Annotated in this window: 23 protein-coding genes; 10 read left to right on the forward strand and 13 right to left on the reverse strand. The window is 71.5% G+C overall.

What is annotated here, in order from left to right; translation table 11 throughout:
• The 4 genes from R9Z33_RS22750 to R9Z33_RS22765 form a co-directional block, all read right to left on the reverse strand.
• Window positions 1-609: a hypothetical protein gene (locus R9Z33_RS22750; protein WP_318648861.1), complete on the reverse strand. Its 609-nt coding sequence runs from the start codon at window positions 607-609 to the stop codon at window positions 1-3.
• A 125-nt stretch (window positions 610-734) separates the two neighbouring features.
• Window positions 735-1,511, reverse strand: coding sequence for a TorF family putative porin (locus tag R9Z33_RS22755; protein WP_318648862.1), 777 nt, complete (start codon window positions 1,509-1,511; stop codon window positions 735-737).
• Window positions 1,512-1,704: 193 nt separating this feature from the next.
• Window positions 1,705-1,926, reverse strand: coding sequence for a hypothetical protein (locus R9Z33_RS22760; protein ID WP_318648863.1), 222 nt, complete (start codon window positions 1,924-1,926; stop codon window positions 1,705-1,707).
• 161 nt (window positions 1,927-2,087) lie between these two features.
• A complete protein-coding gene (locus tag R9Z33_RS22765; RefSeq protein ID WP_318648864.1) occupies window positions 2,088-3,080 on the reverse strand; it encodes a Bug family tripartite tricarboxylate transporter substrate binding protein in 993 nt (330 codons plus the stop codon).
• A gap of 113 nt (window positions 3,081-3,193) precedes the next feature.
• On the opposite strand from R9Z33_RS22765, the gene R9Z33_RS22770 reads away from it, so the two are divergent.
• The 3 genes from R9Z33_RS22770 to R9Z33_RS22780 are packed head-to-tail and all read left to right on the forward strand — an operon-like array spanning window position 3,194 to window position 5,428.
• Window positions 3,194-3,820, forward strand: a complete 627-nt coding sequence (locus R9Z33_RS22770; protein ID WP_318648865.1) for a ribonuclease HII — start codon at window positions 3,194-3,196, stop codon at window positions 3,818-3,820.
• A gap of 58 nt (window positions 3,821-3,878) precedes the next feature.
• On the forward strand, window positions 3,879-4,958 hold the full coding sequence (locus R9Z33_RS22775; protein WP_318648866.1) for a site-specific DNA-methyltransferase: 1,080 nt from the start codon (window positions 3,879-3,881) through the stop codon (window positions 4,956-4,958).
• Entirely contained in the window at window positions 4,955-5,428 is a 474-nt protein-coding gene (locus tag R9Z33_RS22780; protein WP_318648867.1) for a GNAT family N-acetyltransferase, read from the forward strand. Before R9Z33_RS22775 ends, R9Z33_RS22780 begins: the two co-directional genes overlap by 4 nt.
• Window positions 5,429-5,431: 3 nt before the next feature.
• Here the strand turns inward: R9Z33_RS22780 and dnaN are convergent, their stop codons facing one another.
• The 5 genes from dnaN to mutM all read right to left on the reverse strand — a co-directional run bounded on the left by dnaN (window position 5,432) and on the right by mutM (window position 10,546).
• Window positions 5,432-6,559 carry a DNA polymerase III subunit beta gene (gene dnaN / locus R9Z33_RS22785; RefSeq protein ID WP_318648868.1) on the reverse strand — a complete coding sequence of 376 codons (1,128 nt, stop codon included), beginning with the start codon at window positions 6,557-6,559 and terminating at the stop codon, window positions 5,432-5,434.
• 133 nt (window positions 6,560-6,692) lie between these two features.
• Entirely contained in the window at window positions 6,693-8,117 is a 1,425-nt protein-coding gene (gene dnaA, locus R9Z33_RS22790; protein ID WP_318648869.1) for a chromosomal replication initiator protein DnaA, read from the reverse strand.
• Window positions 8,118-8,442: 325 nt separating this feature from the next.
• Window positions 8,443-8,718 (reverse strand): 30S ribosomal protein S20, encoded by a 276-nt coding sequence (gene rpsT, locus R9Z33_RS22795; RefSeq protein ID WP_318648870.1) that lies wholly within the window; start codon window positions 8,716-8,718, stop codon window positions 8,443-8,445.
• 119 nt (window positions 8,719-8,837) lie between these two features.
• Entirely contained in the window at window positions 8,838-9,614 is a 777-nt protein-coding gene (locus R9Z33_RS22800) for an enoyl-CoA hydratase (protein WP_318648871.1), read from the reverse strand.
• Window positions 9,615-9,649: 35 nt separating this feature from the next.
• Complete coding sequence (gene mutM, locus R9Z33_RS22805; protein WP_318651688.1) at window positions 9,650-10,546, reverse strand: bifunctional DNA-formamidopyrimidine glycosylase/DNA-(apurinic or apyrimidinic site) lyase; 897 nt, start codon at window positions 10,544-10,546, stop codon at window positions 9,650-9,652.
• Window positions 10,547-10,611: 65 nt separating this feature from the next.
• Between mutM and R9Z33_RS22810 the strand changes: the two genes are divergently transcribed.
• Genes R9Z33_RS22810 through dnaQ form a run of 5 tightly spaced genes read left to right on the forward strand, consistent with a single transcriptional unit; the run spans window position 10,612 to window position 13,943 of the window.
• Window positions 10,612-11,361, forward strand: coding sequence for a class I SAM-dependent methyltransferase (locus R9Z33_RS22810; RefSeq protein ID WP_318648872.1), 750 nt, complete (start codon window positions 10,612-10,614; stop codon window positions 11,359-11,361).
• Between the two features lie 36 nt (window positions 11,362-11,397).
• Entirely contained in the window at window positions 11,398-11,832 is a 435-nt protein-coding gene (locus tag R9Z33_RS22815; RefSeq protein WP_318648873.1) for a PaaI family thioesterase, read from the forward strand.
• Window positions 11,832-12,668, forward strand: coding sequence for a shikimate dehydrogenase (locus tag R9Z33_RS22820; protein ID WP_450104016.1), 837 nt, complete (start codon window positions 11,832-11,834; stop codon window positions 12,666-12,668). The genes R9Z33_RS22815 and R9Z33_RS22820 overlap by 1 nt, the downstream gene beginning before the upstream one ends.
• Window positions 12,665-13,282: a dephospho-CoA kinase gene (gene coaE / locus R9Z33_RS22825; protein ID WP_318648874.1), complete on the forward strand. Its 618-nt coding sequence runs from the start codon at window positions 12,665-12,667 to the stop codon at window positions 13,280-13,282. The genes R9Z33_RS22820 and coaE overlap by 4 nt, the downstream gene beginning before the upstream one ends.
• Window positions 13,275-13,943 carry a DNA polymerase III subunit epsilon gene (gene dnaQ / locus R9Z33_RS22830; RefSeq protein ID WP_318648875.1) on the forward strand — a complete coding sequence of 223 codons (669 nt, stop codon included), beginning with the start codon at window positions 13,275-13,277 and terminating at the stop codon, window positions 13,941-13,943. Before coaE ends, dnaQ begins: the two co-directional genes overlap by 8 nt.
• Here dnaQ and R9Z33_RS22835 read toward each other — a convergent pair.
• From R9Z33_RS22835 to R9Z33_RS22850, 4 genes are all read right to left on the reverse strand, one after another.
• Window positions 13,909-14,529 (reverse strand): sugar transferase, encoded by a 621-nt coding sequence (locus R9Z33_RS22835; protein WP_318648876.1) that lies wholly within the window; start codon window positions 14,527-14,529, stop codon window positions 13,909-13,911. The genes dnaQ and R9Z33_RS22835 overlap by 35 nt on opposite strands.
• Window positions 14,522-15,727, reverse strand: a complete 1,206-nt coding sequence (locus R9Z33_RS22840) for an O-antigen ligase domain-containing protein (protein ID WP_318648877.1) — start codon at window positions 15,725-15,727, stop codon at window positions 14,522-14,524. Before R9Z33_RS22840 ends, R9Z33_RS22835 begins: the two co-directional genes overlap by 8 nt.
• Window positions 15,721-16,650 carry a hypothetical protein gene (locus tag R9Z33_RS22845; protein WP_318648878.1) on the reverse strand — a complete coding sequence of 310 codons (930 nt, stop codon included), beginning with the start codon at window positions 16,648-16,650 and terminating at the stop codon, window positions 15,721-15,723. Before R9Z33_RS22845 ends, R9Z33_RS22840 begins: the two co-directional genes overlap by 7 nt.
• 61 nt (window positions 16,651-16,711) lie before the next feature.
• Entirely contained in the window at window positions 16,712-18,214 is a 1,503-nt protein-coding gene (locus R9Z33_RS22850) for a heparinase II/III domain-containing protein (protein WP_318648879.1), read from the reverse strand.
• Window positions 18,215-18,371: 157 nt separating this feature from the next.
• Here R9Z33_RS22850 and R9Z33_RS22855 point away from each other — a divergent pair, with 157 nt between their 5' ends.
• Together R9Z33_RS22855 and R9Z33_RS22860 are read left to right on the forward strand one after the other, a co-directional pair.
• The gene (locus R9Z33_RS22855) at window positions 18,372-21,242 is read left to right on the forward strand and encodes a polysaccharide biosynthesis/export family protein (RefSeq protein ID WP_318648880.1); all 2,871 of its coding nucleotides are present in this window, start codon (window positions 18,372-18,374) and stop codon (window positions 21,240-21,242) included.
• A gap of 111 nt (window positions 21,243-21,353) precedes the next feature.
• On the forward strand, window positions 21,354-23,621 hold the full coding sequence (locus R9Z33_RS22860; protein ID WP_318648881.1) for a YjbH domain-containing protein: 2,268 nt from the start codon (window positions 21,354-21,356) through the stop codon (window positions 23,619-23,621).
• Window positions 23,622-23,633: the final 12 nt, after the last annotated feature.

Raw genomic sequence — 23,633 nt, forward strand, 5'->3', positions numbered from 1 at the left:
TCAGCGCCCCGGCATGTTGAGGCCGGGCGGCGGGATCGCCGTGCCGCGCGGCATGCCCCCGGCGCCGATTTCGGCAGGCGGCGGCAATTGCAGGTTCTGATAGCCCGAGGGGCGCTGGAAGCGGGATGCCTCCTGCGGGCCGAAGCTCACCTGCGTGGCTTCGAGCAGGCCCGGAACCGGGCCCGTGGCATTGCGCGAGAGGGTCTCGCTGCGCAGCATCACGCCATCGGCGGTGAGGCAGATGCGGGCGGCCTGGCCCTGCTCCTCGACGCGCCAGTTCACGCATTCGGTGTTGGCGATGCGGGCGGGGCCTTCACGGGTGAAGCGGGCCGCGGCACTGGGCGCCATGCGCGCGGCGATGGGCGTGGCCGGCATGTCGAGGATCATGCGCTGCGCCGCCATGGCCATGAAGGCGGTGCCGGACCCCATGTCGAGGACGATCCAGCCCTGCCCGCCCGGCATGTCCATCCGCATCAGGCGGCGCTGGGCCAGCCAGGCCATGCGCATCTCGCCGGGCGGCTGGCCCTCCGCCGTCACGCGGTAGGTGACGGCGACGTCGCGTGCGGGTGTGAGGGTCGGGCGCTCCTGCGCGGCGGCAGGACCTGCCATGGCGAGGAGGAGAACGAGGAGCGACGCGGGTTTCATGAACCTGCCTTCCGAAGAGGAAGGGGGAGCGTCCGCCCGCGCCAGCGCCGGGTCAACACCCGGCCATGGGGGCCGGGTGTCGTTCACGCTCAGAACCGGAAGGCGATCGAGGCCAGGGCGCGGGCGCTACAGATGTTCTGCGCCGTGCCGTAGATGCAGTCCTGCTTGCTGATCGAGGTGTCGTAGTAGCCCACGCTCGCGACCACCGTGCCGATATTGGCGATGGGGAATTCGCGGGTGACGGCGATGGACCACCACGCATAGTCCGGCGTGCCGAAGACGGCGTTGCGCTGGATCCACTGGTAGCCGATGCGGCCGCCCAGCGTGAGGTCCCAGACGCCGGTCTTCCAGTCGGCGCCGCCCTCGACATAGAAGCCATCGCCCGAACGCCCGAAGAAGTTGGGCGAGTAGTTGAAGGCGCCCAGCAGGTTCACGGGGCCGATCTCATAGGTCGCCTTGGCGTAGATTTCCGCGTAGTCGAGCACGGGGGAGACGCCGCCGGGCGGACGGGTATAGCCGGGATAGAGGTAGCCGATGCCGCCGAAATCCAGGTTCACGCCACCGAGCGTGACGCGGTAGCCGCCATAGACGTCCACCTCCTGCCGCGCATCCAGGCCCTGGAAGCTGACATTGGAGATGAAGCCGCCGACATAGACGCCGCTCGTGTGCACCGCCTCGGACGCCGCCTGGTAGGCCATGCGGGAGCGGGTCTGGCTGATGCCGCGGAAGAGGTAGTCGCTGGCATAGGTGCCGGTGGTGGTGACGGTGATCCCGCTCTCGCCGATCGGGATCTGGGCCTGGGCCGGCTGGATCATGGCGAAGCCCGCCAAGGTGGCACAGGCCAGGAAAAGCTTGCGGATGGGCATGAGACCTCCGGGAGGTGGGAACGACGTTGCACCGCAGCATATCGCGGCGCAAAAAACCGTCCCATCAGGGAGGCATCATTTTCAGGCGCCCCTCACATAAATCGCGCATAAATAATGCACGAGCGCAATCCGTGAGCAAAACATAGGCAAGACGCGACCAATCGCAGGCCAAGCCGGTCGCCGGCGGGCCGGGTCAGACCCGCAGGTCGAGCAGCGACCCACGCGGCAAGGGCTTGCTCGGGGCCGGGGGCACCGCCTCGAGCCGGCGCTGCGCCACCTGCTCGGCGCCCATCGTGGCGCCATCGCCCGGCATCTGGCGGCGGATGGCGGCGGCCTCCGTCACCGGGCGCTCGGCAATGCGGTTCTGGGGGGCGACCTCCTTGGTGAAGGCCGCCAGGGAATTGGTGGTGATCATGCGCACCACCTGCCACCGCAAGGATGAAGGTTTCCTGAAGATCCGCGCGGATTCCGGGGCGCTCCGGCCGGCAGCGGCGATGAGGCGGTTGCTGATCATGCCCGGGAACTTGCGCTCCCGGGCCGTTAACACTCCAGCAACCTATGGATGTATCGTGAAGATCATTCGACGCGGATGTTCTTCTCGTTCACCAGTTGCGCCCATTGCACGCGCTCCCGCGCGGCGAAGGCGGCCAGCTCCTCGGGCGTCGAGGGCTCGGCCGCCCCCGCCTGCTGTCGGAAGACGGCCTGCGTCTGCTCGTTGCGCATGCCCTCGCGCACGGCGGCGTTCAGCCGGGCGATGATCGGCGCGGGGGTGCGGGCCGGCGCGTAGAGCGCGAGCCAGAGGCCGGTGGCCAGCGGCACGCCGAGTTCGGTCAATGTCGGCACATTCGGGGTGAGTTCGATGCGCGTCGGGTGGGCGAGGGCCAGGATGCGGGCTCGGTTGTCCACCGCCAGGCTGTTGGCGCCACCCACCGGCAGCATCATGGAGTCCACCTGGCCCGAGGCGACGGCCTGCATGCCCGGTGCCTGCGCGGCGAAGGGCACGTGCAGCTTCTCGAAGCGCTCCGCCCGGGCCACGAACTCGAAGGCGAGGTGCGAGGAGGAGCCGACGCCCCAGGAGGCATGGCTGAGGCGCCCGGCCTCGCGCCGCGCCTCGCGGATGAAGCTCGCATAATCCGTGATCTCGCGGCGATGCGCGCCCACCATGAGCGCGAAGGGGACGCGCGTGACCATGGAAATGGGCACGAAGTCGTTCTCGTCGCTGTAGGGGAGCGAGCGGAAGGTGGAGCGGTTGATGGCGAAGGTGTCGGTGATGCCCATGGTCAGGGTGGTGCCATCGGCCGGGGCGCGCGCCGCCACCAGCGTGCCCACGGTGCCATTGGCGCCCGGCCGGTTCTCGACCACCACGGGCTGGCCCAGCGTGCCCTGCAGGCCGACCGCCATGCCACGGCTGATCACATCCGTGATGCCGCCCGCCGCATAGGGGACGATGATGCGGATCGGCCGGTCCGGCCAATTGGCGGGCAGCGCCGGTTGAGCCAGGGCGGATTTGCCGGCAAGCAAGCCGGTGGCGCTGGCGGCCAGGAGGCCGCGGCGGGATGTCAGAAGCATGGATGTCTCCAGGATGGATTTTTGGTTAACTGAAATTCATGTAGAAATGTTTACATTCCATCGCAAGAGGGTTTCGGCCGCGTCACAATTCGTGATCGGCGGCGGCGCGCCCCATGCCTGACTTCCGCCTCGAGCAGGCGGCCGGCGGCCTGGTCGCCGGGCTGGACGAGGCCGGGCGCGGGCCGCTCGCCGGCCCCGTCATCGCGGCCGCCGTCGTCTTCCTCCGCCCCTGCCCCGCCCCGCTCGCCGCGCTGCTGGATGACAGCAAGCGCCTGAAGGAGGCCGCGCGCCGCAACGCCGCGCTGGCGCTGCGCGACGCCCAGCGCCAGGGCATCGTGGCCTTCGCGCTGGGCGGCGCCTCGGCCGCCGAGATCGGGCGGATCAACATCCTCGCCGCCTCGCTGCTGGCCATGCGCCGCGCGCTGCTGCGATTGCCCGTGATGCCCGGCCTCGCGCTGGTGGACGGCAACCGCCCGCCGCCCCTCCCCTGCCCGGTGCGCTGCGTGGTGGGCGGCGATGGCCTCAGCCTCTCCATCGCCGCCGCCTCGATCCTGGCGAAGACGTTGCGTGACGCCGGGATGGCGCGGCTGGATGCGCGCTGGCCGGCCTATGGCTTCGCGCGGCACCAGGGCTATCCCACCGCGCAGCATCGCCAGGCCCTGCTGGAGCACGGGCCCTCGCCACATCACCGGCGCGGCTTCGGGCCGGTGGAGGAAGCCTTCGCGCGGCACCGCTGTTGACGGCGCGACTCCGCGTCACGCATGTTCAGGCCTTCGATTCGCGAAGGAACTTCCCGCCTTGGGCGCTGGTCTCGAGATACCGCTCGACAGGATCCTGCTGGGCGACTGCATCGAGACGCTGCGCGCCCTGCCGCCCGCCTCGGTGCACGCGGTCTTCGCCGACCCGCCCTACAACCTGCAGCTCCGCGGCACGCTGCACCGCCCCGACCACAGCCTGGTGGACGCGGTGGATGACGCCTGGGACCAGTTCACCGATTTCGCGGCCTATGACGCCTTCACGCGCGAATGGCTGACGGAATGCCGCCGCGTCCTGCGCAAGGACGGCACGCTCTGGCTCATCGGCAGCTACCACAACATCTTCCGCCTCGGCACCGCGTTGCAGGACCTCGGCTTCTGGATCCTGAACGACGTCATCTGGCGCAAGGCCAACCCGATGCCGAATTTCCGCGGCCGGCGCTTCACCAACGCGCATGAGACGCTGATCTGGGCCGCCCGCAGCGAGGACGCGAAATACCGCTTCAACTACGCCGCGATGAAGGCGCTCAACGACGACCTGCAGATGCGCAGCGACTGGTACATCCCGCTCTGCACCGGCAATGAGCGCCTGCGCGACGAGGCGGGCAACAAGCTCCACCCGACGCAGAAGCCCGAGGCGCTGCTCCACCGCGTCATCCTCTCCTGCACGCAGAAGGGCGATGTGATCCTCGATCCCTTCAGCGGTTCGGGCACCACGGGCGCCGTCGCCAAGCGGCTCGGCCGGCGCTTCATCGGCATCGAGCGCGACCCCACCTATGCCGCCGCCGCCGAGCGCCGCATCGCCGCCATCCAGCCGCTGGGCGATGTCGAGACGGCGCCGACACCCACGCGCAAGGAACAGCCGCGCATCGCCTTCGGCAGCCTGGTGGAGCGCGGGCTGGTGCAGCCCGGCGCCACGCTGACCGACCGCCACCGCCGCTGGGCCGCGCAGGTCTTCGCCGATGGCACCATCGCCTGCGGCACGGCGCGCGGCTCCATCCATGGCGTGGGCGCCGCGGTGCAGGAGGCGCCCTCCTGCAATGGCTGGACCTTCTGGCACCTGGTGCAGGCGGATGGCGCGCTGAAGCTGCTGGACGTCTTCCGCACCGAACTGGCCGGGTGAAGATCCACGAGGACTGGTTCCCCGGCCTGGTCGGGGACATCGCCGCGCTGCATGCGCGGCATTATGCCGCGAGCCACGGCTTCGGCGCCGTCTTCGAGGCGAAGGTGGCGCGGGAACTCGGAGATTTCCTGACCAAGCCGCGCTCGCCGGGGGATTTCTTCCGCGCGGTGGAGCATGACGGCCGGGCGCTGGGTTCCATCGCGCTGGAGGATGAGGGCCACGGCCTCGGCCATCTGCGCTGGTTCATCCTGGACGCATCGCTGCGCGGCAGCGGCCTCGGCCGGCGGCTGCTGGGCGAGGCGCTGGCCCATGCGCGGGCGCAGGGCATCGGCCGGGTCTATCTCTGGACACTGGACGGGCTACCGGCCGCCGCCCGCCTCTATGCCGAAGCGGGCTTCGTGGAAGTCGAGCGGCTGACGGCCACCCAATGGGGCAAGGCCGTCACCGAACTCCGGTTGGAGTGGTCCTGAGCCTCAGACCCGCATCGGCATCAGGACGTAGAGCGCGTCGTCATCCGCCGCGTCCTGCACCACGGTCGGCGCGCTGCCATCGGAGAACTTGAAGCGCAGCGTCTCGCCCACCTGCTCGGTGATGTCGTTCAGGTAGCGCGCCTGGAAACCGATCTCGATGGGCGAGGAGGCATAGGTGACCAGCCCCTCATCCAGCTCCTCGCGCGCTTCGCCCTGCTCGGCGCTGGAGGCCGTCAGCAGCAGGTTGTCGCTGGAGATGCTGAGCTTCACCGGGCGCGACCGCTCGCTGGAGATCGCGGCCACCCGGCCCACCGCCTGGGCGAAGGCCTGGGTGCCGACTTCCATGACCTTGTCGTTGTTGCGCGGGATCACGCGCTCATAATCCGGGAAGGTGCCGTCGATCAGCTTGCTGGTCAGCGTGACGGTGCCGACGCGGAAGCTGATCTTGGTGTCGGAGAGGCGGAACTCGATCTCGTCGCGCGTCTCCTCGGCGAGCTTGTTCAGCTCGTTGACGGTCTTGCGCGGGATGATGACGCCCGGCATCGCCGAGGCGCCGTCCGGCAGGTCGGTCTCGACACGGGCCAGGCGGTGGCCGTCGGTCGCGGCGGCGCGGAGCTTGCGGCCCGAGGCGTCCTCGGCGACGTGCAGGTAGATGCCGTTCAGGTAGTAGCGGGTTTCCTCGGTGGAGATGGCGAAGCGCGTGCGGGCGATCATGCCGCGCAGCTTGGCCGCCTCCAGCTTGAATTGATGCGGCAGCGCGCCCTCGGTCATCGAGGGGAAGTCCTCGACCGGGAGCACCGGCAGGCTGGTGCTGAAGCGGCCGGCGCGCAGCGTCAGGGGCGCGTCGCCGCCCTTGTGGTCGAGCTCGACCGTCGCGCCATCCGGCAGCTTGCGGACGATTTCATAAAGGGTGGCGGCGGGGGCGGTGGTGCGGCCGGGGCGGGCCACCTGCACGCCGGGCACTTCCTCGACGATGGCGATTTCCATGTCGGTCGCGGTCAGGCGCAGCGTGCCTTCCTTCGCGTCCAGCAGGATATTGGCGAGGATGGGAATGGTGTTCCGGCGCTCGACCACGGATTGCGTGTGCCCGAGGGCCTTGAGCAGGATGGCGCGCTCGACGCTGAACTTCATCTCTCCCGGTCCCTTGCTGTCCGATGGCGCGAATCGCCGCGCAATACGGGGATTTCTGTAGCATCCCGGCCGAAACGGTCAAAGCAGGGTGCAGGGAGCAGGCTCCCTGCTGGGGTCTGAGGGGCAAAGCCCCTTACATCTCCAGCATCTTCCTGAGCAGGGTCACATCCTCGGCGAAAGCCGGATCCTCGGCCATCAGCTCCGTGATCTTGTTCACCGCGTGCAGCACGGTCGTGTGATCCCGGTTGCCGAAGCGCCGGCCGATCTCGGGCAGCGAGCGGGAGGTCAGCTGCTTCGCCAGATACATCGCCACCTGGCGCGGCCGGGCCACCGCGCGGGAGCGGCGGGCCGAGGCCATTTCGGTCAGGCGGATGTTATAGTGCTCGGCCACCTTGCGCTGGATGTCGTCGATCGAGAGGCGCTTGTCATGCGCGCGCAGGATGTCGGAGAGCACCTCGGGCACGGATTCCAGCGTGACCGGCCGGCCGAAGAGCTTGGCATGCGCCACCACGCGGTTCAGCGCGCCCTCCAGGTCCCGGACGTTGGAGGCGATCTTGCGGGCCAGCAGCTCCTGCACGCGGGGCGGCACCTCGACGCCGGAGATGGTCGCCTTGGACTGCAGGATGGAGAGGCGCAGCTCATAGGTCGTCGCGTGCAGGTCGGCCACGATGCCGCCGGAGAGGCGGGTGCGCAGGCGGTCCTCGATGCCCGAGAGGTCATTCGGCGCCTTGTCGGCCGAGATGATGATCTGCTTGCCGGCGTCGATCAGCGCATTGAAGGTGTGGAAGAACTCCTCCTGCGTGTTGTCCTTGCCGATCAGGAACTGCAGGTCATCCACCATCAGCACATGGACCGAGCGCAGCTGCGTCTTGAACTCCATGGTGTTGTGGCTGCGGAGTGCCGCGATGAAGCGGTACATGAACTTCTCGGCCGACATGTAGGCGACGGAGAGGTTCGGGTCGCGCTCCCGCAGGGACCACGCGATGGCGTGCATCAGATGCGTCTTGCCCAGCCCCACGCCGCCATAGAGGAAGAGCGGGTTGAAGCCGGCCTGGGCGGGCTTCTCCGCCACGCGGCGGGCGCAGGCATGCGCGAATTCATTGGGCTTGCCGACGACGAAGCTGTCGAAGGTAAAGCGGGGGTCGAGCGGCACCAGCCAGTCGTTGCGGACGGGCTCGGCCATCGCCGGCGTGGCGGCGGCGGGCGCGAGGCTCTCGGCGAGGGGCGAGGCCTCGGCCACCTCCTGCTCGATCGCGGCCTTCTCGGCGCGGGAGGCGGCCTGCACGCGCAGCTCCACCAGGCGCACGCCGGGCATCTCCGCCTGGCAGAGCAGGCGCAGCCGGTCGCCGTAATGGTCGCGCACCCAGTCCCGCAGGAAGCGCGTGGGCAGGTGGATGAGGACGCTTTCCCCCTCGACACCGGCCAGGCTCATCTGCCGCAGCCAGTTCCGGTACTCGACGTCACCCACCTCCTGTCGGAGGCGTGTGCGGACGCGGGCCCAGCAGGCGGCGATCTTTCCGGCGTTGGGCGGGGGGGTCTCGCCCGTGTCCTGATCCATCCCTGTCCTCAGTCTCTCAACGCGTTCCTCGGGGGAGGCCGCATATTGGTTGCTCGTTTTTGAGGGCGGGGCCGCCCGGTACTCGACACTGGAATGCTCAACACCGACCGTGGCGCCACGCTGCATGGCACCGCGATGATGGGGAAACGTTACCGCAGGTTTCAGCCGGGCTTGAAGTCGTTCAGGCGCCATTTATCAAAAACACGCCCAGTGTGACAAACAAGTCGCTATGCGGTGACGTTCAGCCACAAGAAAAAGCTCCGCCATGGGAAGAATAGCCTTCCCTCGGCAGAGCCGTTCCAATTGTCAGTAGTTGAAGGCGCGATCAGGCCGAAGCGGTGTTCAGCGCCTTGATGCGAGCCGAGAGGCGCGACATCTTGCGGGCCACGGTGTTGCGATGGAGCACACCCTTGGTCACCGCCGTCTGCATTTCCGGCTGCGCGGACTGGAACGCCGCGGCCGCCTGCTCCTTGTCGCCGCCGGCGATCGCCAGCTCGACCTTGCGCAGGAAGGTGCGCACGCGCGAACGGCGCATGCGGTTGCGCTCGGTGCGCTTCTCGGTCTGGCGGATGCGCTTGCGCGCGGAAGCATTGTTGGCCATGGGCGTTGAGTGCGATCGCTTCTGGAGTGAGTGACAGGGACGGTGAAGGCCGCCCGAGGAAGCGAGGGTCTAAGCCCCCGCCCCCCTCATCGTCAAGACGGGAAGTGCGGCGGCGCCCCTCACCGGTTGCGGAAAGCGGGCTTGCGCTTCTCGGCGAAGGCCGACATGCCCTCCTTCTGGTCCTCGGTCGCGAAGAGCGAATAGAAGATCTTGCGCTCGAAGCGCACGCCCTCGGCCAGGGTCGTCTCGAAGGCGCGGTTCACCGCCTCCTTGGCGATGGCGACGGCGGGGCCCGAGAGGCTTGCGATCTTCTCGCCCACCTTCATCGCCTCGGCCATCAGCTGGTCCAGCGGGACCACGCGGGCGACGAGGCCGCTGCGCTCGGCCTCCGTCGCGTCCATCATGCGGGCGGTGAGCACGAGGTCCATCGCCTTGGCCTTGCCCACCGCGCGCGTCAGGCGCTGGGTGCCGCCCGCACCGGGGATGATGCCGAGGTTGATCTCCGGCTGGCCGAACTTCGCGTTGTCGGCCGCGATGATCATGTCGCACATCATCGCCAGCTCGCAGCCCCCACCCAGCGCGAAGCCGGCCACCGCCGCGATGACGGGCTTCTTGATGGTGGTGACCGCCTCCCAGCGGGCGGTGATGAAGTCCTCGAAATAGACGCCCGGCCAGGTGCGGTCCTTCATCTCCTTGATATCGGCACCGGCGGCGAAGGCCTTCTCGGAGCCGGTCAGGATGATGGCGGCGATGGCGGGGTCGGCGTCGAAGCCGCGCAGCGCCTCGCCCAGCTCACCCATCAGCTGGTCGCAGAGCGCGTTCAGCGCCTGCGGCCGGTTCAGCCGGATCACGGCGACCGCGCCTTGCGTCTCTGTCAGGATCATTTCGTAGGCCATGGCGTCCTCGGAGGTTGGCGGCCGCGGCGTGCCGCTCAGCGTTGATGTTTGGCGCAGTAGAAGGTGGATCGGCCCGACTGCACAAGCCGGGTGATCCCGGAGCAGGCGGGCGGGCCTGGGCAGCGCGCGCAGGGCTGGCCCGCGCGGTCATAGACGTCGAACCGTTCCTGGAAGACGCCGAGCTCGCCATCCGCCCGCACATAGTCGCGCAGGCTCGAGCCACCGGCCGCGATCGCCTCGGTCAGGACCGAGGTGATGGCCGGCACCAGACGCCCGGCCCGGGCGCCCGGAATGGTGGCGGCCAGCCGCCGGGGCGAGATCCCGGCGCGGTACAGCGCCTCGCTGACATAGATGTTGCCCAGGCCGGCGACGACCTTCTGGTCCAGCAGGGCGGCCTTGATCGGGGTGATCTTGCCGGTCAGCGCCGCCTCCAGCGCCTCGACCGTGAAGCCGGGCTCCAGCGGCTCCGGGCCCAGGCCGGCCAGCAGCTTGTGGCCGTCCTCGGCGTCGCGCGGGACGAGGTCCACGCAGCCGAAGCGGCGGGGGTCCACGAAGCCGACGCGCCAGCCGCCCTCCGTCTCCATCACCAGGTGCTCATGCGCCTCGGGCGGCTGGTTGTGGCCGCGGGCGTCGCTGGCGAGGCCCTGCGGGCCCATCCGGGCCACCACGGCGGCATCGCGGTGCCGCGCCACCATCCGGCCGGACATGCCGAGATGGATCAGCACGCTCTCCCGCCCCTCCAGGCGCATCAGCATGTATTTGCCGCGCCGCCGGAAGCCTTCCACCCGCGCGCCCGTGAGCGTCGCGGCCAGGCCGGGCGGGAAAGGCCAGCGCAGGCCGGCGCGGCGCGTCTCGGCATGGCAGATCACCTGGCCGCCGAGCACGGAAGCCAGGCCGCGCATGACGGTCTCGACCTCGGGCAATTCGGGGATGGCGGCCTCCTCTTTCTCCGGTCCCCCGCATGGCAGATTCGCCCTGTTGCCGCTATACCCGGCGGATGACCGAGAACCCCGAGACCACCGCCGATTTCGGCTTTCGCAGCGTCCCCGCCGAGGAAAAGGCCGGGCTGGTGCGCGAAGTCTTCGACAGCGTGGCCCCCCGCTATGACGTGATGAACGACCTGATGTCCCTCGGCCTGCACCGGGCCTGGAAGCGCATCTTCGTCAACGCCATCCAGCCCCGCCCGGGCGAGACGCTGCTCGACCTCGCGGGCGGCACGGGGGACATCTCCTTCCTGGCGCTGGAGCGCGGCGCGGGCCGTGTCATCTGCTCGGACATCAATGCCGAAATGCTCTCGGTCGGCCAGTCGCGCGCGCTGAAGAAGGGGCTGGTGCGCGGCCTCTCCTTCCTGTGTGCCGATGCCGAGCACATCCCGCTGCCGGATCGCAGCGTGGAGAAGGTCAGCATGGCCTTCGGCCTGCGGAACTGCACCGACAAGGACGCCGTGCTGCGCGAGGTGCGGCGCGTGCTGCGCCCGGGCGGGCGCTTCCATTGCCTGGAATTCTCGCGCCTGGAGGTGGCCGCGCTGGCGCCGCTCTATGACGCCTGGTCCTTCAAGGCGCTGCCGGCGCTCGGCGGGCGCATCGCCCAGGATTCCGAGAGCTACCGCTACCTCGCGGAGAGCATCCGCATGTTCCCCGACCAGGCGACGCTGGCCGCGATGATGGCGGCGGCCGGTCTGGAGCGCGTGCAGCACCGCAACCTCTCGGGCGGCATCGTCGCCATCCACACCGGCTGGCGCCTCTAGCGCCCGCCCCAGGCCCCTCCTCATGAAGACCGAAAGATGAGCATGCCGCACAAGGACCTCCAGGCCCGCATCGAGGCAAGCTTCGCCCAGCAGGGGCTGATGCGCGTGATCGAGGCGCGCATCGCCTCCGTCTCGCCGGGCCGCTGCGTGATCGAGGCGCCTTTCCGCAAGACGATGACGCAGCAGCAGGGCTTCCTGCATGCCGGCGTGCTGACCACGCTGGCCGACAATGCCTGCGGCTATGCCACCCTCTCCCTGCTGCCGCCGGGGCAGGAGGTGCTGACGGCGGAGCTCAAGGTGAATTTCCTGCGCCCCGCGCGTGGTGTGCTGGCCATCGCCCGGGCCGAGGTGCTCAAGCTCGGCCGCACGCTGACCGTGGCGCGCGCCGAGGTCTGGATGCGGGCCGAGGATGGCTCGGAGAGCCTCTGCGCCGCGATGCAGGCGACGCTGGTTCCCTCGCTGACCGGCTGATGGTCACGGGCCGCATTCTGACAGGCAAGGCCATGCTGGCGGGGGTGGCGGGCTGGCCCGTCTCCCATTCGCGCTCGCCGCTGCTGCATGGCACCTGGATCGCGCGGCACGGGCTCGATGCGGCCTATGTGCCGCTGCCCATCGCGCCCGAGAATTTCACCACGGCCGTGCGCGGCCTGATGGCCGCGGGCTTCCGCGGCATGAACGTCACCATCCCGCACAAGGAGGCCGCCTTCGCGGTCTGCGACGAGGTGCTGCCCCGCGCGCATCGCGCCGGCGCGGTGAACACGCTGGTCTTCCGCGACGGCCGCATCACCGGCGATTGCACGGATGGCTTCGGCTTCCTCGCCTCCCTGCCTGACTACGACCCGAGGCGCGGCCCGGCGGTGATCCTGGGCGCGGGCGGCGCGGCGCGCGCCATCGCCGCCGCGCTGCTCGACGCGGGCTGCCCGCATCTGACCCTGGTGAACCGCACGCCGCAGCGCGCCGAGGCGCTGGCCCGGGCGCTCGGCGGGAACATCGCCGTCAGCGCCATGCCGCCGCTCGAAGGCGCCGCGCTGCTGGTGAACAGCACGAGCCTCGGCATGGCCGGGCAGCCGCCGCTGGAGCTGGATCTCGCGCCCCTGCCCGCGCATGCCGTCGTCGCCGACATCGTCTATGTGCCGCTGGAGACGCGGCTGCTCGCCGCCGCCCGCGCGCGCGGGCTGCTGGGCGTGGATGGCCTCGGCATGCTGCTGCATCAGGCGCGGCCCGGCTTCGAGGCCTGGTTCGGCGTGGCGCCGGTGGTGGATGAGGAACTGCGCCGCATCGTCGCCGCGGACATCCCGCCGCGATGAAGGTCTGGGGCCTCACCGGCAGCATCGGCATGGGCAAGTCCACCGCGGCGCGCGCCTTCCAGCGCCTGGGCGTCCCGGTCTTCGACGCCGATGCCGCGGTGCATGCCCTGCAGGCCCGGGGCGGCCGCGCGGTGCGGCCCATCGCCCGGGCCTTCCCGGGAACCGAGCGTGACGGCGCCACGGATCGCGAGGCGCTGCGCCGCGCGGTGCTCGGCCAGCCCGAGGCGCTGAAGCGGCTGGAGCGCATCATCCACCCGCTGGTGCGCGACGAGCAGGCGCGCTTTCTCAAGCGCTGGCGCGGGCGCGGCACGCGCATCGTCGTGCTCGACATCCCGCTGCTGTTCGAAACGCGACGTGACCTCCGTGAGTTCGACCGCATCCTCGTCGTCTCCGCACCCGCCGCCGTGCAGCGCCGCCGCGTGCTGCTGCGCCCAGGCATGACCAAGGCGCGGCTCGACGCCATTCTCGCCCGCCAGATGCCCGATGCCGAGAAGCGCCGCCGCGCCGATGTGGTGATCCCGACCGGCCTCTCGCGCCATCACGCCCAGGCCCGGGTGCGGCGCCTCGTGCATGCCGCGGTACGGCAAGAGGCGCGGGAGATGCGCGATGCGTGAGGTCGTCCTCGACACCGAGACCACCGGCTTCGAGCCGCTGGAGGGCCACCGCGTCATCGAGGTCGCCGCGATCGAGATCGTGAACCTCATGCCGACGGGCAAGGTGTTTCACACGCTGGTGGACCCGGAACGCGACGTGCCGCCGGAAGCCACGCGCGTGCACGGCTTCACCCGCGCCGACCTGGAGGGCAAGCCACGCTTCGCCGAGATCGCCGACGCGATGCTCGAATTCCTGGGCGACAGCCCCATCGTCGCGCACAACGCGCCCTTCGACTTCAAGCACCTGGATGCCGAGCTGTTCCGCTGCAAGCGGCCCACGCTCGACCCCGCGCGGATGGTGGACAGCCTGGCGCTCGCGCGCCTCGCCTTCCCCGGCGCGCAGAACAGCCTGGATGCGCTCTGCCGGCGCTACAACATCGATCTCTCGCAGCGCACGACGCACAATGCGCTGCTCGACGTGAAGCTGCTGGCCGAGGTCTATCTGGAGCTGAAGGGCGGCCGGCAGCCGGGCCTCGTGCTCGGCTCGGCGCCCGTGGTGCAGACCATCCTGCGCGAGGCCGGCGCGCCGCGCACGCCACGCCCCATGCAGCCGACGCCCGAGCAGGAGGAAGCCTTCCAGGCCTTCCTCACGAAGCTGAAGGACCCCCTCTGGCTGAAGTGAGGGGCGCCATGGTCGCCTCGCCCGGCGCATGCGCGCCGTGGCCGCTCAGCAGCAGCCCGGCGCAACGCGCGAGGATCACGAGGTCGCCGCGCAGCGTCACACGCTCCACATAGCGCGCATCCCATTCGAGACGCGCGGGCCAGGGCACGGCGTTGCGCCCCTCCGCCTGCGCGAGGCCGCACAATCCGGGGCGCACCGCCAGCCGCGTCGCCTCGCGCGGGGTGTAGAGGGGCACATAGTCCAGCGGCAGGGGGCGCGGGCCGACCAGCGACATCTCGCCCCGCAGCACCAGCCAGAGCTGCGGCAATTCATCCAGCGCCAGCGCCCGGATGGCGCGGCCGAAGCGCGAGAGACGGAGCGCGTCGCTGCCGGGCCCGGCCGCCATGCTGCGGAATTTCACCATGCGGAACGGCACGCCGTCCCGCCCCGCGCGCCATTCCCGGAACAGCACGGGCCGGCCGAGCATGACGCGCACCGCCAGCGCGGTGCCCAGCAGCAGCGGCAGGCCCGCCGCCAGCAGCAGCGCCGCGCCCAGCACGTCGAAGCCGCGCTTGCCCCAGCGCCGATAGGCCTCGCCGTCAGGCATCCCGCGCCTCCACGCCGAGCGAGAGCACGAGGCCGAGCGCGAACCACACCATGCGGTTGCCGAGGTCGGTCGAGACCATGGCGGTCATCGCGACGGGCAGGGTCAGCGCGAGGATCACCGCGGCCCGCTCCGGCGCGACGCGCGGCAGCCGCGCGAACGCGAGCAGCAGCGCGCCCCCGAAGACGGCGAGCCAGAGCAGCAGGCCCACCGCACCGCCCTCCACCAGCGCCTCGACCGCGTGGTTGTGCGGGTGCAGTCCGCGATCCTGGCCGACGCCGATGGCGGGCGGGAAGCCGCCAGGGCCAAGGCCCGCCACCCCCGCCAGCCGCCAGGCCTCGCCCCAGAGGATCAGCCGCGCGGAATCCTGCCCGCCGCCCGGGCGGAACAGGCGCTCCAGCGTGGCGAGGTCCTCGGCGCGCCCGGGATCGAGCAGCAGCAGGCCGAGCCCCGCCCCGCCCCCCGCTGCCACGAGGGCGATCCAGCCCAGCGCCGCCGCCCTGCGGCCTTCCAGCAGCCAGCGCAGGGCGGGCGCCAGCGCCACCACGGCGGCGAGTTGCAGCAGCGCCGCCCGCCCGCCCGGCAGCAGCACGCCCACCGCGAGTGCCAGCAGCAGCGCGAGCCAGACCGGCACCCACAACCCCCGCGCCGCCGTGGCGCGCAGCGCGACCAGCCCCGCCGCGCAGGCGATGGAGAGCCCGGCCACCTGATACTGCACCCGCACGCGGTAGGGGTCGGCACCCACCTGCCCGCCCAGCACCACGGCATCGGTGGCGAGCCCCCAGGCGATGGCGGCCGCGACATAGGCGCCAAGGCCGATCACCGCCACGGCGAAGACCCGCCGCGCCGCGGGATCCGCGCCGATCAGCAGGCCGAGCGCGAGCATCAGCGGGCCCGCCAGCACGATCTCCGGCAGCCGGTCCGCGACGCCCTCCCCCCATGGGCTCCAGGTCGCGGCCAGCACCCACCAGGCCCAGAGCAGCCCGCAGGCGGCGAGCGGGGGGCCGAGGCCGCGCGAAACCAGCCAGGCCCGGCCCAGAACGAGCACCGGCAGCAGCGCCAGCAGCACCAGCAGCGCGACCAGCGTGATGTCGAAGGTCAGGTTCGCCACGGCCTGGGTGGATTTCAGCGCGCCCGCGAAATGCAGCACCGCGCCGGCCATCCCCGCCAGCGCCGCGAAGAGCGGCGCCGTCCTCAGCATGCGCCGTCGCCGCCCGGCAGGCGCGTGAGCACCGGCTCCTTGCGGGCCGGGGCGGGCTCGGCGGGCGGTCGCCAGGCGGGGGCCAGCGCGGACGGCAAGGGCGGCCGCAGCAGGATGCGGCAGGTGACGGCGAGCAGCACGGCACCCGGGATCACGATGGCGAGCAGCACCAGCAGCAGGGGCCGGTTGGGCACCGAGGGGCGGATCTCCACCATCGGCACGGAGACGAGCCGCGCCGCCGCCGCCTCGTCGGCCGCCACCACCAGCGCCGCGCGCTGCTGCTGCGCCAGCAGGTCATAGAGGCTGTTGCGCAGGAAGAGGTCGGGCTCGACGCGCAGCCGCGCCTCCAGCGCCGCGATGCGCCGTCCGGCCAGCTCGGCCAGGGTTTCGCGAACCCGTCCCTCGGCCTGGGCATGCAGCCGTTGCAGCATGTCGAGGGCGGAATCACGGTCCCGGTGCACCAGCTCCAGCGTCCAGGTGACCGAGGTGAGCGAGGGGGTGGCGCCGAAGTTGCGCTCCAGGAAGCGCAGCGCATCATCCGTATCGGCCTGCAGGCGCAGGCCCAGCAGCCGGCGGATCGGGCCGAGCGGCAGGGCGGCGCGGCGCTCCTCGATTTGCGCCAGAAGTGGCGTGTCCCGCGCCAGCACGTTGGCCGCCTCCGGCGCGCGCAGGGCCGCCAGATAGACCGCGAAATTGCCGCCCGGCCGTTGGTCGAGCAGGGAGGGCTGCAGGAAGGCCGAGGGCGTGAGCAGCGAGGAGGTGGCGATGCCCGTCGTCTCGGAGGGCGCCACGATGGCGGTGGCGACGAAGCTGCGCGGCCAGTTCCAGAGCAACGTCGCGGCCAGGGCATAGACCACGGCGCAGCAGAGCAGGATGCCCATGCGCTGGCGCCACACCTCCCTGAGCAAAGCGTCCAGCGCCATCATGGCCTCACGTCGTGCAGGCAGGATGGGGGCGGAGATGCAGGAAATGCAACCTATGGGATCATAAATTATGGATATGTGTCGTGATGCGGGAGGTCGTTTCGGAAATGCACGCCTCGAGCACCGGCAAGGGCGACACCTCCCCATAGGCGCGACTTTCCATCCCCCGCACCAGCCGAAGCGCCATGGGGCCATCGGCCGAAAGGCTGAGCCGCATCCCCGCCCCCGCCACCCCCTCGGCCCCGAGCGTCCAGTCCCCCGGCGCCAGCCGCCAGCGGAGCAGCGCCTCGCGGAAGGGACCTGACACCGCATCCTCCACGGCCAGCCCGCCGGGCGCGGCGCGCAGCACCCGGGCATGGCGACGGCCGCGATGGTCCCGCCACCAGCCACCGCCGGGCAGCGCGCCGGTCTCGGGCCAGTGGTGAAAGAGGAAGGGCCCAAGGCGCGGCATCTGGTCCTCGCCATCGAAGGCGATGCCGTTATGCGCCGCCGCCCCCTGGAAATAGTCCAACCAGGCGGGGTCGGCCGGGTTGTAGGCGCCGGTGCCGCCATCGCGCAGCAGGTTCTCCCCCTCGCGCCAGAGATCGAGATGCAGGAGGTCGGCATGGCCCGGGCGGAAGCGCAGCGGGCCGACGCGCAGGATAGCGCGGAAGCGGCCGAAGCGCCGCCCGAGCAACCCGCCCGCCTCCCAATCCGCTTCCGCCGCCAGCACCGCGGCCGGCAGGGTGAGGCCGAGGGCGGCACAGCCCGCATCCGCCGGCCAGCCGGCCGAAGCGCCGCAGAAGATCCGCGCCGCGCGCTCCAGGCTGGCGCTTGCGTCATCCGGCCCCGCCGCGGACAGGTCGGCCACATGCGAGCCATCCTGGTGCCCGATGCGGGGCAGCCGCCCGGTGACGGGGCAGGCGAGGCGATGCAGCCAGCGCGTCGCCGCCGCCATGCGCGCGAGGGTGAGGGGCGCGGCCTCGGGCCCACCGGCCCGGCGGCGCAGCCATTCGGTCACCGCCACCACGTCCAGCAGCATCCGGTGATAGGCCGGGCTCAGTTGCGCGAAGCCGCCATCCGCCGCCACCAGCCGGGCCACCGCCGCATCCAGCCGCCGCGCGCCGCGCCGGGCCAGCCCGCCCTCGCCCAGCGCCAGGCCGCAGATCAGCAGGCCGCAGGCCTCGCTGACCGGATGGTTGTTGTCCTGCGCCCAGGCATAGGCGGGGTTGGCGCCGATCCGCCGCGCCAGGGCGCGCATCGCCGCCTCGGGCGCGGGCGTGCCGGCCAGGGCCGCGGCAAGCGCGAGGTGGAGGACCCGCAAGGCCGCCTCCTGCCCGCAGGCCCAGTTCACACCCCGGTAGGGCGGGTTGGCGGCAAACCAAGCCGCGACCCGGTCGGGAATCGCCCGCCCCTGCCCAGCCAGCGCCAGGCGCGGCAGTTCAGCCCAGCGATTCGCTTCCCAGAGCGGCCGCACATCCGGCCCCGCCATGAGGTCCGCGCCATCCGGCGGGAGGCCCCCGCGCAGCCGCCAGCGGAGCCAGCCACGCGCCCAGGGGCCGCGGCCCAGCAGCGACCAAGCCACAGGCCGCGCCCCCAAACGGCGAGCAGCATCCAATTTTGCAATCCAGAGGCTTGACGAGGAGGGGAGGCTTCGCCGCATGGTTGCAAATAATGCATCTTATTTTTTCATAACTAAATTTTCGATTTCTGTTCTTGCGCCAAAATGGGGAGCCCGTTCGTTGAAGCATGCCCGCGTCCTGGCCCTCTGGACCTTGGTGCTGGCCTTGCCCGCGGCCGCGCAGAACGCCCCCTCCCTGATCGGCCCGCCCGCCCTGCCCTCCACCCTGCCCGGCGGCGCGCCGCTGCAGGCCCTGCCGCCCAGCGCCCAGCAGGACATCCTCCAGCGGCTGCTCGATGCCGGCGCCGGCCGCACGCTGGGCAGCCAGAGCCCCACCGCACCGCAGCCGGCACCCTTCTCCAGCCTCGGCCTGCCGGCGCCGACGCCGGCCGCGACCGATGAGCCGCTCTCGCCCATCGAGCAGTTCTTCGAGAATCGCCGCCCGCAGCCCGCCTCCCTCGCCGCCGCCACCCCGGCCGCGCGCATGCCCATGACGCCGCAGCCGCTCCGGCAATTCGGCTATGACAGCTTCCGCACCAACCCGCCCGGCGCGCTGGCCGGCCAGGCCTTCGGCCAGCAGCTGAACCAGGCCTCCGGCGCCATCCCGGAGGACTACATCATCGGCCGCGATGACGAGCTGGTGATCAGCTTCCGCGGCCGCACCAGCCAGGACCTGACCCTGCGCGTGTCACGAGAGGGCATGCTGCTGCTGCCCAACCTGCCGCCCCTCGCCGCGGCCGACCGCACGCTGCGCGAACTGCGCGAGGAACTGGGCCGCCGCGCCCAGCGCGAGCTGGCGGGCGCCGACGTCTTCATCTCCGTCCGGCAGATGCGCCAGGTGACGATCTTCGTGGGCGGCGAGGTGCAGCGCCCGGGCGTCGTCGCCCTCTCGCCGCTCGCCAATGTGTTCGACGCGCTGGTGGCGGCGCAGGGTGTGCGGAAATCCGGCACGCTGCGCGCCATCCGCGTCGAGGGCCCGCGCGGCCGCCGCGTGCTGGACCTCTACCCCGTGCTGGCCGGCGAGGGCGAGCCGCCGGATCTCACGCTGCGCGAGGGTGAGCGCATCCTGGTGCCCCCCATCGGCGGCGTGGTGGCGCTGGGCGGCGAGGTTTCGCGCCCCGCCATCTATGAGCTGCCGCCGGGCAGCGGCTCATCCCCGCTCGGCACCATGCTGCGCCTCGCGGGCGATGCGCTGCGCCCCTCCGGCAACCGCTTCCTGCTGGAGACCACCGATGGCGAGGGCCGCCGCGCCTTCCGCGAGATCGGCCTGCAATCGCCACTCCGCCGGGGCGACCTGCTGCTGGTGGAGCCCGGCACGGATGTGCAGGCGCACAATATCCGCCTCACCGGCCATGTGGCGCAGCCGCTGACGCGCGCCCTGGGCGGGCGCGGCGCCAGCCTGCGCGGGCTGCTCGGCGATGGCCGCATCGTCCGGCCCGACCCCTATGCCCGCATGGCCGTCATCCTGCGCACCGATGCGCGCACCCGCGGCCGCCGCTTCCAGCCCTTCGACCTCTCGGCCGTGCTGGCCGGCCGCGCCGATGTGCATCTGGCCGAGGGCGACGAGGTCATCATCCTCTCGCTCGCCGATGTGCTCTGGCTCTCCAGCCCCACGGTCCAATGGGCCCTGCTCGACGAGACCGAGCGCGGGCGGCTGAACGCGGCCCAGGCGCGCATCGCCCCGCCCGCCACGCCCCCGCCCCAGCCGGCGAGCCTGCTGGCCGGGCTGCCCAGCGTGATTCCCGCGCCGGCGCCGGGCATGCCCACGCCCCCCGGTGCCGGCCCCGATCCGTCGCGCGGCCTTGATTGCGCCGCGCTGACGCAGCTTGAGATCGCGGCGCGGTCCTCGCCGCAGCGCTTCGCCCATGCCCGGATCGGCGGCTTCCGCCGGCTGGGCGAGGCACCCTGCCCGCAGGTCTTCCTCGATTATCCCGCGCTGCTCACCTACCTGCTCGACAATGCCATGACATTGACGGGCGAGGGCCGGCTGCCCGGCCTCTATCCCATCACCAACGGCACCGGGCTGGATCAGGTGCTGGCCGTGGCGGGCGGCCTGACCGACACGGCCGACCTCTCCAGCGTCGAACTGACGCGCGAGCCCTCGGACCAGACCAGCGCCATCCCGCTCACGCGCACCCTCCTCGACCTGCGAAGCCGCAACTTCGCCGCCGTCCGCCTCTCCCCGCGCGACGGCGTCCGCATCCCGCGCGGCTTCGGCGACCGCGACAACGGCCCCGTCACGCTGATGGGCGAGTTCCTGCGCCCCGGCGTCTACGACATCCGTCGCGGCGAGCGCCTTTCGGAGGTCATCGCCCGCGCGGGCGGGCTGACGCCGCAGGCCTATCCCTATGGCGCCGTCTTCACGCGCGAGGCGGCGCGCGCGCGCCAGCAGGAAGGCTTCAACCGCACCGCCCGCGAGCTGGAAATGGGCCTGATGCAGGTGGCCGCCGGCACCGCCGTGGTCGGCAGCAGCGGCCGCGGCACCGATGTCTCGGGCGCGGTGGCCGCGGGGCAGCAGCTGGCCGCCAGCCTGCGGAACATCCCCGCCGCCGGTCGCATGGTGGTGGAGGCCAATCCCGTCGTGCTCGCCGGGCGGCCGGAACTGGACGTGCTGCTGGAGCCGGGCGACCTGATCGTCATGCCCAAGCGGCCGAACGACGTGACGGTGGTGGGCGCGGTGCAGAATCCTGGCAGCCTGCAATTCACCAGCGGCTGGCGGGCCAGCCAGTACGTGCGGGCCGCGGGCGGCACGCAGCGCTTCGCCGACCCCTCGCGCGCCTTCCTCGTGCTGCCCAACGGTACCTCGGTGCCGGCCGGCCTCGGCGCCTGGCAGCAGGGCGGGCCGCCGGTGCCGCCGGGCAGCCTGGTGATCGTGCCCAATGATCCCTCGCCCTTCGAATCCTGGGGCTTCCTGCGCGACATGACGCAGATCGCGGGGCAACTCGCGATCTCGGCGGCCGCGCTGGCCGTGATCTACCGGGGAGGGAATTGATCTCTGCCCCCCAAACGCCGGGCGCGCCGGCCTCCGTGCGGCCGGGTGGGAAGGCCATGGCACCGCGTGCGGGGCGCCGGCTTGGCGTCGCGCCACCGCTGGCACGCTGACGTGACGCGCGGTCTGGGCGCGCCGGCCGCCATGCGGCCGGGTTGTGGTGGGGCGGCAGCCATCCTGGCCGGGCTGCTGGTGCTCGCCGCCCCCGCCCGTGCCCTCGACGAAGTCCCCGCCACCGGTTCCAATTTCGGCCGCGTCGGCCTGCTCGAGATGCCCAATGCGCGCTTCCGCCCCGATGGCGTCATCGAGGGCGGCATGTCCTGGCGGCGGCAGCGGGACTTCTTCTTCATCAATTTCCAGGCGCTGCCCTTCCTCGAGACCACCTTCCGGCTGAGCGACCGGCTGAACGGCACAACCGGCCGCGGCACCACGACCGACCGCGCCTTCGACATCAAGCTGCGCGTCTGGGAGGAGGGCGCCTGGCGACCGGCCCTGGCCATCGGCCTGCAGGACGTGATCGGCACCGGCATCTACCAGGGCGAATACATCGTCGCCTCCAAGCGCTTCTGGTCGCTCGACGCGACGCTCGGCATGGGCTGGGGCCGGCTGTCTTCCGGGCAGGATGTGACGAACCCGCTGACCTATGGCCCGGCCGGCTTCGGCACGCGGCCACGCAGCGTGGGCCAGGGCGGCACGGTCGCCTGGAACAGCCTGTTCCGCGGGCCCTATTCCGGCATCTTCGCCGGCCTCGAATACTCCGTGCCGCCGATCCCCACCCCCTGGGGGCCGATCGAGGGGCTGCGCGCCAAGATCGAATACTCGGCCGATGCGCTGCGCGACGAGCGCGGCGGCTATCCCACCCGCACCACCAACCTGCGCGGCGAGGCGGCGAGCCGCGTGAACATCGGCCTGAACTGGCAGCCCAACCCCTATCTCGATATCGGCGCCTCCTTTCTCTACGGCACGGATTTCCTGGTGCGCGCCTCGCTGCGGCTCGATCCCAACGCGCCGCCGGACCTGCCGCGCGAACCGCCGCCCCCCATGCGCCCCCGCCCCGTCGAAGGCGCGCCGCCGCCACCGCCCGAGCCGCTGCGTGGGTGGCGCGAACGCCTGCTCGCCGCCTCGGCCGGCTTCGAGGGGCAGATCCGCATGGGGCGCGACGATGCCGAGGGCGAGGCGACGGAAAACGCCGTGCTGGCGCGCCGCCTCTTTCCCGCGCTGCGCGCCCAGAGCTTCCTGCCCATCTCGCTCGACCTGCGCGGGGACGAGGCGCATATCGCCGTCTCCGGCGGGCAATATCGCACCCTGGCGCAAGTCACCTCCCGCGTGGTGCGCGCGGCCCAGCCTATCCTGCCCGCGCAGATCGAGCGCATCCGCGTGATCTGGGAGCGCGACGGCGTGGTCATCGCCCGCCTGGTCACGCTGCGCGGCGCCTTCGAGGCGCAGGGCCGCGCCATGGGCAGCGCGGAGGAGATCCTGCATGCCTCGCAACTCCTGCCCGCCTGGGACGAGACGAGCCCGACCGCCGCCTATGCCGCGCCGCCGCGCCTGACCTGGGGCATCGCGCCCGCGCTGAACATCATGGTGGGCGACCCCGACACGGCGGTGCGCTGGCAATTGGGCGCAACCGCCGGCGCGCGGCTCGACATCGGCTGGAACACCGCCATCGCCGGCGCGGTGCAGCAGGCCTTCGCCGGCAATTTCGCCGATGGCCTGCCGAGCGACAGCGTGCTGCCGCATGTCCGCAGCGATTTCGCGCGCTACGCCCGCGCCAACACCACCACCATGCCCGCCCTCTATGCCGAGCGCATCTGGACGCCCGCGCGCGACGTCTTCGCCCGCGTCACGGCGGGCATGCTGGAGCCGATGTTCGGCGGCATTTCCGGCGAGGTGCTCTGGCGCCCGCGCGACCGCCCCTTCGCCATCGGCCTCGACCTGAACTGGGTGGCGCAGCGGCAATACACGCAGAACATCGGCACGCTCGGCTATTCCGTCGTGACCGGCCAGGCCTCGCTCTACCTCGATCTGCCGGTGTGGAACCTTTACACGACCCTGCGCGGCGGCCGGTATCTCGCGGGCGACTGGGGCGGCACGATCGAGATGGGGCGCCGCTTCGACAGCGGCATCGAGGTGGGCGGCTTCGCCACCTTCACCAATGTCAGCTACGCGCGCTTCGGCGAGGGCAGCTTCGACAAGGGCATCTATGTCCGCGTGCCCTTCGACTTCTTCGGCCTCACCACGCGCAACCGCGCCGCGCTGAACCTGCGCCCCGTGCAGCGTGACGGCGGGCAGCGCCTGGCGGTGGACAGCCCGCTCTGGGAGGTGACGCGCGAAGGCCGGGCCGATGCGCTGCGGCGGGGCTATGCGGGCTTCACCTGGTGACCGCCGGGTCGG

Origin of the sequence: Sediminicoccus rosea (assembly GCF_033547095.1) — a bacterium.
In the GTDB taxonomy this organism is placed as follows: domain Bacteria; phylum Pseudomonadota; class Alphaproteobacteria; order Acetobacterales; family Acetobacteraceae; genus Roseococcus; species Roseococcus rosea.

Excerpts from the sequence above, each read along its gene's own strand:
- R9Z33_RS22750 (WP_318648861.1), bottom strand. The coding sequence starts at position 609 with ATGGCAGGTCCTGCCGCCGCGCAGGAGCGCCCGACCCTCACACCCGCA.
- R9Z33_RS22755 (WP_318648862.1), bottom strand. The coding sequence starts at position 1,511 with ATGCCCATCCGCAAGCTTTTCCTGGCCTGTGCCACCTTGGCGGGCTTC.
- R9Z33_RS22760 (WP_318648863.1), bottom strand. The coding sequence starts at position 1,926 with ATGATCACCACCAATTCCCTGGCGGCCTTCACCAAGGAGGTCGCCCCC.
- R9Z33_RS22765 (WP_318648864.1), bottom strand. The coding sequence starts at position 3,080 with ATGCTTCTGACATCCCGCCGCGGCCTCCTGGCCGCCAGCGCCACCGGC.
- R9Z33_RS22770 (WP_318648865.1), top strand. The coding sequence starts at position 3,194 with ATGCCTGACTTCCGCCTCGAGCAGGCGGCCGGCGGCCTGGTCGCCGGG.
- dnaN (WP_318648868.1), bottom strand. The coding sequence starts at position 6,559 with ATGAAGTTCAGCGTCGAGCGCGCCATCCTGCTCAAGGCCCTCGGGCAC.
- dnaA (WP_318648869.1), bottom strand. The coding sequence starts at position 8,117 with ATGGATCAGGACACGGGCGAGACCCCCCCGCCCAACGCCGGAAAGATC.
- rpsT (WP_318648870.1), bottom strand. The coding sequence starts at position 8,718 with ATGGCCAACAATGCTTCCGCGCGCAAGCGCATCCGCCAGACCGAGAAG.
- R9Z33_RS22800 (WP_318648871.1), bottom strand. The coding sequence starts at position 9,614 with ATGGCCTACGAAATGATCCTGACAGAGACGCAAGGCGCGGTCGCCGTG.
- R9Z33_RS22810 (WP_318648872.1), top strand. The coding sequence starts at position 10,612 with ATGACCGAGAACCCCGAGACCACCGCCGATTTCGGCTTTCGCAGCGTC.
- R9Z33_RS22815 (WP_318648873.1), top strand. The coding sequence starts at position 11,398 with ATGAGCATGCCGCACAAGGACCTCCAGGCCCGCATCGAGGCAAGCTTC.
- R9Z33_RS22820 (WP_450104016.1), top strand. The coding sequence starts at position 11,832 with ATGGTCACGGGCCGCATTCTGACAGGCAAGGCCATGCTGGCGGGGGTG.
- coaE (WP_318648874.1), top strand. The coding sequence starts at position 12,665 with ATGAAGGTCTGGGGCCTCACCGGCAGCATCGGCATGGGCAAGTCCACC.
- dnaQ (WP_318648875.1), top strand. The coding sequence starts at position 13,275 with ATGCGTGAGGTCGTCCTCGACACCGAGACCACCGGCTTCGAGCCGCTG.
- R9Z33_RS22835 (WP_318648876.1), bottom strand. The coding sequence starts at position 14,529 with ATGCCTGACGGCGAGGCCTATCGGCGCTGGGGCAAGCGCGGCTTCGAC.
- R9Z33_RS22840 (WP_318648877.1), bottom strand. The coding sequence starts at position 15,727 with ATGCTGAGGACGGCGCCGCTCTTCGCGGCGCTGGCGGGGATGGCCGGC.
- R9Z33_RS22845 (WP_318648878.1), bottom strand. The coding sequence starts at position 16,650 with ATGGCGCTGGACGCTTTGCTCAGGGAGGTGTGGCGCCAGCGCATGGGC.